Annotated in this window: 10 protein-coding genes; 5 read left to right on the top strand and 5 right to left on the bottom strand. The window is 62.6% G+C overall.

Features of this window, described 5'->3' with window-relative positions; translation table 11 throughout:
* Positions 1 to 44 precede the first annotated feature (44 nt).
* From KW825_RS18440 to KW825_RS18430, 3 genes are all read left to right on the top strand, one after another.
* Complete coding sequence (locus tag KW825_RS18440) at positions 45 to 656, top strand: OmpW family outer membrane protein (RefSeq protein ID WP_042653387.1); 612 nt, start codon at positions 45 to 47, stop codon at positions 654 to 656.
* A 202-nt stretch (positions 657 to 858) separates the two neighbouring features.
* Positions 859 to 2,832, top strand: a complete 1,974-nt coding sequence (locus tag KW825_RS18435; protein ID WP_218330017.1) for a methyl-accepting chemotaxis protein — start codon at positions 859 to 861, stop codon at positions 2,830 to 2,832.
* 8 nt (positions 2,833 to 2,840) lie between these two features.
* On the top strand, positions 2,841 to 4,286 hold the full coding sequence (locus KW825_RS18430; protein WP_218330016.1) for an ABC transporter substrate-binding protein: 1,446 nt from the start codon (positions 2,841 to 2,843) through the stop codon (positions 4,284 to 4,286).
* A 51-nt stretch (positions 4,287 to 4,337) separates the two neighbouring features.
* Here KW825_RS18430 and KW825_RS18425 read toward each other — a convergent pair whose 3' ends face one another.
* Complete coding sequence (locus tag KW825_RS18425) at positions 4,338 to 5,153, bottom strand: GNAT family N-acetyltransferase (protein WP_218330015.1); 816 nt, start codon at positions 5,151 to 5,153, stop codon at positions 4,338 to 4,340.
* Between the two features lie 328 nt (positions 5,154 to 5,481).
* On the opposite strand from KW825_RS18425, the gene metF reads away from it, so the two are divergent.
* Positions 5,482 to 6,378 (top strand): methylenetetrahydrofolate reductase, encoded by an 897-nt coding sequence (metF, locus tag KW825_RS18420; RefSeq protein WP_042653383.1) that lies wholly within the window; start codon positions 5,482 to 5,484, stop codon positions 6,376 to 6,378.
* 71 nt (positions 6,379 to 6,449) lie between these two features.
* On the opposite strand, the gene KW825_RS18415 is transcribed toward metF, so the two are convergent.
* Together KW825_RS18415 and KW825_RS18410 are read right to left on the bottom strand one after the other, a co-directional pair.
* A complete protein-coding gene (locus tag KW825_RS18415; protein WP_218330014.1) occupies positions 6,450 to 7,511 on the bottom strand; it encodes a DUF3103 family protein in 1,062 nt (353 codons plus the stop codon).
* A gap of 148 nt (positions 7,512 to 7,659) precedes the next feature.
* The gene (locus KW825_RS18410) at positions 7,660 to 8,811 is read right to left on the bottom strand and encodes a benzoate/H(+) symporter BenE family transporter (protein WP_218330013.1); all 1,152 of its coding nucleotides are present in this window, start codon (positions 8,809 to 8,811) and stop codon (positions 7,660 to 7,662) included.
* Between the two features lie 116 nt (positions 8,812 to 8,927).
* Between KW825_RS18410 and KW825_RS18405 the strand changes: the two genes are divergently transcribed.
* Positions 8,928 to 9,497 carry a helix-turn-helix domain-containing protein gene (locus KW825_RS18405; RefSeq protein ID WP_218330012.1) on the top strand — a complete coding sequence of 190 codons (570 nt, stop codon included), beginning with the start codon at positions 8,928 to 8,930 and terminating at the stop codon, positions 9,495 to 9,497.
* Positions 9,498 to 9,500: 3 nt separating this feature from the next.
* Here the strand turns inward: KW825_RS18405 and KW825_RS18400 are convergent, their stop codons facing one another.
* Positions 9,501 to 10,697 carry an NnrS family protein gene (locus tag KW825_RS18400; protein ID WP_218330011.1) on the bottom strand — a complete coding sequence of 399 codons (1,197 nt, stop codon included), beginning with the start codon at positions 10,695 to 10,697 and terminating at the stop codon, positions 9,501 to 9,503.
* Between the two features lie 193 nt (positions 10,698 to 10,890).
* Positions 10,891 to 11,118 (bottom strand): hypothetical protein (locus KW825_RS18395; RefSeq protein WP_218330010.1); only part of this gene is annotated, 228 nt, incomplete at its 5' end.

The raw sequence follows: 11,118 nt of genomic DNA, 5'->3' as shown, positions 1-11,118 counted from the left end.
TTCGGGCTTACAACATAGAAAGAAAACAAAAAAGGAAATACGTGATGAAAAAGATCCTGCCGCTGCTGATCGCAGCCGCCCTCGCTTCCCCTGCCGCCATGGCCCATCAGGCCGGTGATATTCTGGTTCGTGGTGGTCTGGCCTTCGTCTCCCCTCAGACCAGCAGTGACGATGTTCTGGGTACGGGCGAACTGGATATCGACAGCAACATGCAACTGGGGCTGACCCTCTCCTACATGATCACGGACAACTGGGGCGTCGAGTTGCTGGCCGCCACCCCCTTTTCCCACTCGGTCTCGACCCCAGGGCTGGGTGAGGTTGCCAAGGTCAAGCATCTGCCACCGACCCTGATGGCGCAATATTACTTCGGGGATGCCAACAGCAAGGTGCGTCCTTACGTCGGTGCCGGCATCAACTACACCACCTTCTTCGATGAAGAGGGACGCGGTGCCCTGGCGGGCACGGATGTGAGCGTCGACTCCTCCTGGGGTCTGGCGGGTCAGGTGGGTCTGGACATGGCGATCAACGATCGCTGGTTCGTCAACGCCTCCGCCTGGCTCATCGATATCGACACCGATGTGCACACCGCGGTGGGGACCATCAACACCTCCATCGATCCGGTCGCCTTCATGTTTGGCGTCGGCTATCGCTTCTGATAGGACGCGGGTTGGCCGCCTCAAGGCCATGACAACCAAGCACGTCTCTTTGGCCCGGCTCTGTTCGGGCCCTTTTCTGCCCGCGACTGGGCCATAACGTTGATCCAGCCCATCATCGCGCCAGATAGCACTCTCCTATTGAACGACCCTGCCGATAGTCTCTGCATTCACGCCATTTTTCCCAACGAGTGAGGATGTCTCTATGGGTTTGTCTATCGTGCAGCGGATCATCGCCGGATTTGTGTTGATGTTGCTGCTTCTTATCCTGCTTGGCCTCATCAGTACCCTGAAGATTCGGGGTATCAACGAGGGGCTGTCGCAGGTCTCGGATCGGGCCACCCCCCTGGTGATTACCGTGGCGGGGCTCAAAGGGGCACTGCAGGACAGCAGCCGCTGGGTGCTGGTCTACCGCAGCAGCGAGGATGCGGCCCAGTTGCCGCAACTGGCCAGCCAGTTCAAGGCGCAGCAGGCGCACTTCGTGCAACTGAGCCAGGGGATGGGCAAGTTCGTGACCGAGGCGAACGAGCGCTTCCGGCAGGTCGATGATGCCACCAAGACCTTCTACGGCCTGGCGGACCAGGTGCTGACCCAGCATGTGCAATGGGTCGAGGCCCTCGATCGGCGCCGCCAGCTGGAGATCGCCTTCATCCGGTTGGAAGATACCTATCAGTGGGCCGCCGACCTGTTGCTGCAACAGGCGTCCGGCAAGCGCTCCATGCGTAACAAGGCCGAGCTCATCACCTCCGGCATAGCGCGGGATCTGAAGAATATCCGCCGGGCCGATGCCGGCACGGATCTCAACGAGCTGGAGAAGGTGCTCAGCAAGGACATAGAGATGGCCCGCAAGCGGCTCGAGCGGGTGCTGGTGCCCGACGATGTGAAGCAGCGCTTCGTCGCCAACCTGGATCGGATGCAGGAGCTGGCGCTCGGCCCGCAGGGGCTGCTGGCCACCATGCGTCACGCCCAGCAACTGGCCGCGTCGCAACAGGAGCTGAACCAGCGGCTCGATGCCAGCCTGGCCAACAGCCTGGCTCTGCTCGACGAGATGGGTCAGTCGGCCGGCGTCATCGCCAGCCAGAGCCGTCTCACCGCGGATGATGCGGTCAGCAGTGCCAGCCTCTGGATCCTGATAGTGGCGACCGTCTCGGCCGCCGCCGCGCTGCTCATCGGCTACACCACGGCGCGCAGTATCCAGCGTCCGCTGCAGCTGATCGATCGGGAGCTGGGCCGCATGGCGGCCGGTGACATGACCAGGCGCATCGACTACCAGAGCCGCTGCGAGTTCGGCAGCCTGGTCCGCTCCATCAATACCCTGGCGGGCAAGACCGGAGAGCTGCTCTCCCAGATCAACGCCGGCTCCCGCCACCTGGTGGGCGAGGCGAGCCGCGCCGCCGAGATCAGCGAGCGGGCCATGGCCAGGGTGCAGGATCAGAAGAGCCAGACCGACCAGGTCGCCGCCGCCATCACCGAGCTGGAGGTGAGTGCCACCGAGGTGGCCCGCTCCACCGATGGCACCAAGCGGGAGGTGGATCTGGCCGACGAGGAGGCCCGCGCCGGTCGTCGGCAGGTCGCGGCCACCCGCCAGATCACCGAGCAGCTGGCGGGCGCCATGGAGGAGGCGGTCGGCATCACCCACAAGCTGGGGGAATTCAGCAACAACATCGGCAGCATCCTGGATGTGATTCGCAGCATCGCCGAGCAGACCAACCTGCTGGCACTCAACGCCGCCATCGAGGCGGCCCGGGCCGGCGATGCCGGCCGTGGCTTCGCGGTGGTGGCGGACGAGGTGCGGGCTCTGGCCAACCGGACCCAGACCTCGACCGAGGAGATCCAGGCCATGATCGAGAACCTGCAGAGTTCGAGCCGGCAGGTGGTGGAGGTGATGGGGCGCAGCCAGGAGCAGACGCTGGGCTGCGTGGAGCAGACCCGCGCCATGGATCTGGCGTTGCAGTCCATCGCCGAGCGGATGAGTGCCATCAAGTCGATGGCGGATCAGGTGGCCCACGCGGCCCAGGAGCAGATCTCGGTCAGCCAGGGGGTGGCCCGTCATATCGCCGGGATCGCCGATGTGGCCTACGAGACCGAGCGGGAGGCGCGGGAGTCGGCCGGCAGCAGTGAAGTGCTGGCGGAACTGGTCGCCAAGCAGCAGCAATTGATCGCACATTTCAAGGTCTAGGAGGGCTTATGTCTAACAAGTGGATTGGGGCCCTGAGTCTCCTGTTATGCGGCCAGCTGATGGCCAGTGAGTTGGTGATCGAGAGCTGGCGGATCGATGACAAGGCCCTGTGGGAGCAGAAGATCATTCCCGCCTTCGAGGCGGCCCACCCAGGCATCCAGGTGAGGTTCAACGGGGTGCAGAACGTCGACTACATGCCGACCCTCTGGGCCAGCCTGAAGGATGGCAAGGCGGGGGATCTCATCACCTGCCGCCCGTTCGACGACTCCCTCGCCCTGTTCAAGGCGGGCCATCTGGTGGAGTTGAGCGAGATGGCCGGGATGGAAAACTTCCCCAGTTTCGCCCAGTCGCCCTGGCAGACGGATACCGGCGCTCAGACCTTCTGCGTGCCCATGGCCTCCGTCATTCACGGCTTTTTCTATAACAAGAAGATATTCAGCGACCTGGGTCTCTCAGTGCCGCAGACCCGCGACGACTTCTTCGCCGTGCTGGACAAGGTGAAGGCGGATGGGCGCTATGTGCCGCTGGCCGTGAGCGGATCCGAGAGCTGGGTGGCGTCCGAGCTGGGCTTCCAGAACATAGGGCCCAACTACTGGAAGGGGGAAGATGGCCGGCTGGCGCTGCTGGGCGGCCAGGAGCGGCTCGACAACCCGCAATACGTGCGGGCATTCGACGAGCTGGCCCGCTGGCGCGCCTATCTGGGGGAGGGCGGCGAGAGCCGTGACTATGCCAGCACCAATGCGCTCTTCACCTCCGGCAAGGCGGCCTTCTATGCGGCGGGCTCCTGGGAGATAGCCCCCTTCACCGGCAAGGTCGATTTCGGCGTCATGCGTCCCCCCGTGGCCAAGCAGGGGGACGGCTGCTTCTTCACCGATCACACCGACATCGGGATGGGGCTGAACCCGGCCAGCAAGAACAAGGAGGCGGGCATGGCCTTCCTGCAATGGCTGACCACCCCTCAGTTTGCCGAACTCTATACCAACTCGTTGCCCGGCTTCTTCTCCCTCTCCAACCACTTCTTCGAGGTGACCAATCCGGCGGCGAAGGAGATGATGGAGTGGCGCGATCAGTGCGACTCCTCCATCCGGGTGGCGACCCAGATCCTCTCCCGTGGCACCCCCAAGCTGGGGGACGAACTGGCCGAGGTGAGTCAGGCGGTGTTGCAGGGCAAGCTGGCGCCACAGGCCGCGGCGCAGCAGCTGGAGCAGGGGCTGAAGGGCTGGTATGGCCCCCATCAGGGCAAGGCCAAGGCAGCGGATTGCCAGTGTGAGGTGCCGGCGGCGCCCTCGACCGCGGTGACGGGTGCATCGGCCTCCCTCGCACCCTCGGCCGCGGTGTCAGGAGCATCGGCTTCCCTCGCACCCTCGATGGGCACGCCTGCGGCGGCGACCCCGCTACCGGCAGCCGGGGTCGAAGAGGCGCTCGCCAGCGAACTGGCGACGCCCACACAATAAAGCGCACAATAAAAGGAAGCATCGACAACGGGAGGCATCAGCCTCCCGTTTTCATTCCTGCGGGCGGTCGACGGCCGTCGAGTGCCAGCGACAGAGGCTGCCGATGCGGGCCACGGGCACGAATCCCAGCGAGCGGTAGACGCGCTGGGCATGGTAGTGCTCGTCGGCCACTATGATGAGGCGCTCGGCGCAGGTCAGGCCCTGGCGGGCGACCTGGCTCAGCAGCTGGCGGCAGAGCCCCCGGTTGCGCCAGTCATGGTGGGTGCGCACCAGCTGAAAGCGCCCCATGGTCCCGGTGAAGAACAGGCCGCAACTGGCGACCAGCTGCTCCCCCTGCCAGATCCCCCACCACTGCCCCAGCCCATCGGCGATCATGGCCTGATACAGGCTGCGGCGTGACTGCAGATAGGGCAGGTAGCGCTCCTCCTCGTGGCTCGGATCCCGCTCATCGCACTCCAGCACCAGCCAATCATCCCAGTCGGCCGCCGTGAAGGGGCGGGCATGGGTCGTCGCGGGGGGTGGGGCCGTCTGCTGCCAGCTGGTGGCATCCAGTGCCAGCACCACGCATTCCATATATTGATAACCCGCCGCCACGAAGCCGGCGACCCGGCTGTTCTGGCCCGGGGCAAGTGGCCACTGGAAGGTGCGGTGGCGCACTCTGGGGTCACTGCCGATCAGCTTGTCGAAGCTGGCCTCGAGCCAGCCCTTGTCACGATCGCTGGGCGGGGTGGGGAGCAACAGGTAGTTGCCGAAATAGTAATCCGGGGCGGTCGGGGTTCGTACGGCCCAGAACTGCTCATGGTCCACCACCTCGCCCTGATAGCGATCGAACAGCAAATCGGTGGCAAAGCCGGGATGATCTTCCATGATGGGGTTCCTGCAAGTGACTCAATTGATTATCGGCAGGCAGGGGAGGAAGTTAAAAAAAAGGCCGGGAAAGCCCGGCCAAACAATCACACGCAGATTCAGAACGTCCAGGACGATCCGCCCGCATCATAGCGCGACTGGGGCCATTTTGGGATGGGGGGACAGGGTTAGTTAAATTGAATCGCCAAATAAAAAAGCCGCTGATCCCGCCCTGACGGTAAATCGGTGTTGACTTTGATCCGTTTTCTCATAAAGATAGCAAGACGTTTAGACGTCCAAACATCCGTTTTGACGTACAGGAATCGGTTGTAGGACAGGGAGATAACAGATGGGATTTCACAGCGCGCGTCAGGTAGAGGCACTCAACCAGAGTCTGGCTGATCTGGGTGGCGACATATCGGTCAGCTTCGAGTTTTTCCCGCCCAACAGCGAAGGGATGGAAAACACCCTCTGGCAGTCCATCGAGCGGCTGCAGGTGCTGGAACCCAAGTTTGTCTCCGTGACCTATGGCGCCAACTCGGGCACCCGGGATCGCACCCACAAGGTGATCAAGGACATCAAGGAGCGCACCGGCCTCATCGCCGCGCCACACCTGACCTGCATCGATGCCAGCCGCGACGAGCTGAAAACCATCGCCCGTGACTACTGGAACAGCGGCATTCGTCATATCGTCGCCCTGCGCGGTGACTTGCCGCCGGGTATCGACAAGCCCGACATGTATGCCACCGATCTGGTCGCCCTGCTCAAGTCCGAGGCCGATTTCGACATCTCGGTGGCCGCCTACCCGGAGGGTCACCCCGAGGCCAGGAGTGCGCAGTCCGATCTGCTGAGCCTGAAGCGCAAGATAGATGCGGGGGCTGATCGGGCCATCACCCAGTTCTTCTTCGATGTGGAGACCTACCTGCGTTTCCGGGATCGCTGCGCCGCCATCGGCATCGATACGGAAATTGTGCCGGGGATCCTGCCGGTCTCCAACTTCCAGACGCTCACCAAGTTTGCCGGCTTCACCAACGTGAAGATCCCGGGTTGGATGCACCAGCGCTTCGAGGGGCTGGAGAACGATCAGATGACGCGCAACATGGTGGGCGCCAGCATCGCCATCGATCAGGTGCGGGTGCTGAGCCAGGAAGGAGTGAAGGATTTCCACTTCTATACCCTGAATCGCTCCGAGCTGACCTATGCCATCTGCCACACCCTGGGGGTCAGACCGAAGGGCCAGGCCTGATCCCGAGCAGAAGGAACAGGACAAAAAAAGCCAATGAGTCACCTCATTGGCTTTTTGTTTTGGCTGGCTTGTCAGGGCCGGGTTGGCTGGATCTCTTTTGGTTCCAGCGTGATGACGGCATTGCCGGCCGCACCGGGGTACTGGTGATAGCTCTGATCCTGCTCCAGGGTGTAGAAGGTATCCAGGTAGTCGTCGTTGTTGGTCATCCAGGAGTCGGGCAGCGCCTTGACGATGCGGCCGCCAAGATCGAGGAAGGGCAGGGCCTCCGGCACACCACCGGCGGTGAAGCCGAGCTTGAGCGCCTCGATCAGCAGGGCGCTGAGCTCCTTGTAGTTGACGTTGTCATCTTGCTCCATCATGACGAGATCGACGGCGCCCCAGCGATAGCGATCCCAGTACACCAGTATCTGGTTGGGGCTGTAGTCGGTGTTGTCATAGTCGAGGTAGGGCAGGTCGACTATGTCCACCACGGGCTCATCCCGGCTGGGATTGACCCCGGCCACCACGGCATACACCTCGGCGGCGCCGAGCAGCCAGGGCTCCTGATCGTCCTGCAGCCGGATCTTCTTCAGAATGCTGGTCTTGAGAGGTGCCGTGCTGTCGGCGGCGCGCGGCGCGGCCTGCAGCTCAGCCTCGGCCAGCGCCTTGCGCATCACCCTCAGACCGGCATTCTTGGCCTTGACGGGGTCGGCCTCCACCACCAGTACCGGGCGTGCCGGTGGCTGATTCACATCGAGGTAGACAGGATTGCCGGCCGTGTCGAAGGCCTCGATGGCGCTCCAGCTCTGCTCATCGCCGCTGGGAACATAGGCGACGAGCGGCTCGACACCTTGCTTCAGTGCGACAGCCTGCTCGGGGTTGGCCAGCCTCAGCTGCATCAGTTGTTTGACTTCACCCTCCAGCCCTTGCCGATTGATGGCGGCCTGATTGGCATCTGTGGCCTGCCGTTTGAGGCGTGAGCTCGCCTTTTGCAGCAGGTTGGGCAGCGGACTCTGGTATTCCTGATTGGCGAGCAGGGGCAGCAGGTTCTTCTGTTGCAACGCGAGCTGGCGTGCCAGCTCCCGATCCTGATCGGCGGCGTGGGCAGCGGTGCCCAGCAGGGTCAGCAATAAAATGACAGCCTGATTCCTCATTCTTGTTCTCCAGTATTGAGTCTGACAGAGGCGCGCATCGGGGAAGGATCGGCGCCTCAAGCGCACTAGACGGCAATAGGTTTCAACTGTGAACCCTCTTTGCTGAATTATGTGCGGCGTCTCACTGGAGTCTCCCCAGATGGTCAGGTCAGGCGCGGCGCCGGTTGACGAGATGCAATCCTATGCCGACCAGCAGCCCCCAGCAGGCGGAGCCCACCCCAAGCAGGCTGATCCCGGAGGCGGTGATGATGAAGGTCAACAGCGCCGCCTCCCGCTCTTCATCCTGTTGCAGTGCCCCGTGCAGGCTGCTGCCGATGGTGCCGAGCAGGGCCAGACCCGCCACGCAGGTCACCAGCTCGGCGGGGAAGGCGCCGAACAGGGCGACCACGGTCGCACCGAAGCAGCCGGTCAACAGGTAGAAGCCACCGGCCCAGACCGCGGCGGGCCAGCGGCGACTGGCGTCGGGATCCACCTCCTTGCCCATGCAGATGGCGGCCGTGATGGCGGCCAGGTTGAAGGCATAGCCGCCGAACGGGGCCAGCAACAGCCCGGTCAGGCCGGTCCAGCCGATCAGGGACGAGGTCGCCGGCTGATAGCCATGGGCGCGCAGAATGGTGATGCCCGGCATGTTCTGCGACGTCATGGTGACCAGGAACAGCGGCAGGGCTATGCCCAGCAGGGCGCCCGAGGAAAACTCGGGCCAGGTCCAGACCGGGCTGGAGAGTTGCCAGCTGACGGCGCTCAGCTGTAGCTCCCCTCTCAGGGTGCAGAGCAACATCCCCGCACTCAGCACCAGCACCATGGTATAGCGGGGCCAGAGGTGGCGACCGATCAGAAAGGCCAGCAGCAAGGTGCCCAGCAGCAGAGGATCCTGCGGGGCCACCTTGAACAGATCCAGCCCGAAGCTGAGCAGCACCCCGGCCAGCATGGCGGCGGCCAGGGGGGCGGGAATGTGGCGCATCAGCCGATCGAACCAGCCGCTGATACCGCACAGGGTGATCAGCAACGAGGAGATCATGAAGGCACCTATGGCCTCCGCCAGGCTGAAGTTGCCCAGGCTGGTGATGAGCAGGGCGGCGCCCGGGGTGGACCAGGCGGTCAGCACCGGGATGCGATAATAAAGGGAGAGACCGATGCAGCTCACTCCCATGCCAATCCCCAGCGTCCATAGCCAGGAGGAGACTTGGGCCGCGTCGGCCCCGGCGGCGGTCGCGGCCTGAATGATCAGCACGACCGAGCTGGTATAGCCGACCATGACGGCGATCAGACCTGCGACCAGGTGGGGTAGGGCAAAGGGCATGATGACTTCCTTGTTGGATGCTGGCAGCTTGTGCGTTATTACGTACAATGTACTTTTTACTATAAGCGCGTGCGTTATAGCGCACAAGTCAGTCATGGAAAATTCAGGGGGGAGATATGCAAGAGATGGGTCAACACCTGGCTCAGCACTTGAAGGGGCTGCGCACCGAGCGGGGCTGGAGCCTGGATGCGGCCGCCCGAGAGACGGGGGTGAGCAAGGCCATGCTGGGGCAGATCGAGCGGGGAGAGTCCAGCCCGACGGTGGCCACCCTGTGGAAGATTGCCACCGGGTTCCGGGCCTCCTTCTCCAGCTTTATCGAGCCGGCCCCGGCCGTGCAGAATGAAACCTTGTATCGCGTCGCCGATGCCATTCGCCAGCAGCCGGCGGGCGAGGGCATGCAGGTGGCGCCGCTGTTTCCCTATGAAGGCCGCTTTGGCTTCGAACTGTTCGAGCTCACCCTGTTGCCGGGATATGTGCGGGAGTCCGAGCCTCACGAGCCGGGCGTGACCGAGCATGTCATCGTCATCAGCGGCACCATGGAGGTGTTGATAGACGGGGAGTGGCATTCACTCAAACAGGGGGAGGCGGTCCGCTTTGCCGCCGATCGGCCCCATGGTTATCGCAATGGCGGGGTAGCGCCCGTGGTCTTCCACAACCTGATCCACTATCCCGCGCCCCGTCCTTGAGAATTAACCTGGTCGTCCGTCGGCCCTGGGGCGAGTCAGGATGGGGGTATAAACCCAGACAAACAGGCCATAAGCCGCTATCCAGCTCCAGCCACTCAGGTTCCAGCCGTCGAGGGTGAAGGCGGGCCAGAATTGCGGGATCAGCGTGCGCATCACTGCGGCCAGGATGATCAGAACGAAAGCCAGGGTGATCCTGCGTCCCGCCTGCAAGGCTCTGCCGCTATGGCCGAGGGAGACCCGCGCTATCATCCCCAGGATCATGGCGCCCATGCTGCCGGCACTGAACAGATGGCTGGCCAGCGACAGGGTAATGGGCCAACCCGCGGCCTGAGCCGCCAGGGCAAGCAGACCCAGGGGAATAAACAGGTAGGCGAGATGCAGCGACCACTGCAGGGGATGGGTGAGCGTCGTCAGCGGCCGCCAGCGCAGTTGTCGCCACAGATGAAGGAGTGCCGCCACTATATATAGAGGCAGCATATAGAGGCTGGTGGTCCATGGGGTGGGCAGCAGCAACCAGAGCAGCATGATCAGCCACAGCGCTGCGAGCGCCCCGCGCTCCAGCCATGGCAGGGGGGCCGCTTTCTCCTGGCCCGTACCCCTGGCGGTGAAGAAGGGGATGACCCGCCCGCCCATGACCGCAATCAGGGTGCTGAACAGCAGCACCGTCGTGATCAGCAGGTGTTCGAGCATGGCCCCGTCATCACGCCATAACCAGCTGGCGCCATTGAGCAGGGTCAGGACCAACAGCAAGGGGACGAAGAACAGGTTGCGCCATTGTCGGGTGACCATGATGGGCCGGGCGAGGAACCAGGCGCAGAGTGGCAGCCAGACCAGATCCAGCGCCATCAGTATGTGGCTCCCTTCCCCCAGCCAGGGCAACAAGCATCTTGGCAGGGCCCACAGACCCACCACCAGTGCCAATGGCCAGCTCCGCACGCCGGGATGGGCCGTCCAGTTTTGTACGGCGGTCAGTAGAAAGCCCACCACTATGGCGGCGCAGAAGCCGAACAGCATCTCATGGCCGTGCCACCAGATAGGATTGGCTATTCCCGGCAGGCGCAGCCAGCCATTGAGTTGTCCCAGCCAGCCCAGCATGGCCAGGCAGGAAAACAGTGCCCCGAGCAGGAAGAAGGGGCGAAACCCCAGGCGGAACAGCGGGACTATCTGTTCTTCCTTATGGCTATCCAGGATCTGGTGCATGGCAGCAACCTTAATTGAGCATTTGAAAAGCCAATTATAAAGTGGCTTTTCAAATGTTCAATTTAAATCCAGGGAATACCGAAATCGATACGGTTATGGGCGAAAAAAGACCGGTTTGCTGTAGAACTGAGCGAACGAACGATTATGGTGAAAAAGCCCTTGTCATCGCGGCCTGGCTCCCTATAATGCGCCCCTACCAGCACGGCAGAACACGCCGGACTGATGAGCTAGCTTCCTCGTGAAGTGGGCGCCGAAAGAAAAGCGAAAACAAGCGCTTGACTTTCGAAGTGAGGGGCGTAATATGCGCCTCCTCAACGCGATAAGCGTGACGCTCTTTAACAATTTGAATCAAGCAATCTGTGTGGGCACTCACAGCATCGAGCATCAAAAACAATTTTTGATTTTCAATGTCTGGTGAAGT

It is taken from the genome of Aeromonas sp. sif2433 (assembly GCF_019218705.1).
Taxonomy (GTDB): Bacteria; Pseudomonadota; Gammaproteobacteria; order Enterobacterales; family Aeromonadaceae; genus Aeromonas; species Aeromonas encheleia.
This window is presented reverse-complemented; position numbering and strand designations above follow the sequence as displayed.

Coding starts and splice junctions, on each gene's coding strand:
- KW825_RS18410 (WP_218330013.1), bottom strand. CDS start 8,811: ATGCCCTTTGCCCTACCCCACCTGGTCGCAGGTCTGATCGCCGTCATG.
- metF (WP_042653383.1), top strand. CDS start 5,482: ATGGGATTTCACAGCGCGCGTCAGGTAGAGGCACTCAACCAGAGTCTG.
- KW825_RS18425 (WP_218330015.1), bottom strand. CDS start 5,153: ATGGAAGATCATCCCGGCTTTGCCACCGATTTGCTGTTCGATCGCTAT.
- KW825_RS18405 (WP_218330012.1), top strand. CDS start 8,928: ATGCAAGAGATGGGTCAACACCTGGCTCAGCACTTGAAGGGGCTGCGC.
- KW825_RS18415 (WP_218330014.1), bottom strand. CDS start 7,511: ATGAGGAATCAGGCTGTCATTTTATTGCTGACCCTGCTGGGCACCGCT.
- KW825_RS18440 (WP_042653387.1), top strand. CDS start 45: ATGAAAAAGATCCTGCCGCTGCTGATCGCAGCCGCCCTCGCTTCCCCT.
- KW825_RS18435 (WP_218330017.1), top strand. CDS start 859: ATGGGTTTGTCTATCGTGCAGCGGATCATCGCCGGATTTGTGTTGATG.
- KW825_RS18400 (WP_218330011.1), bottom strand. CDS start 10,697: ATGCACCAGATCCTGGATAGCCATAAGGAAGAACAGATAGTCCCGCTG.
- KW825_RS18430 (WP_218330016.1), top strand. CDS start 2,841: ATGTCTAACAAGTGGATTGGGGCCCTGAGTCTCCTGTTATGCGGCCAG.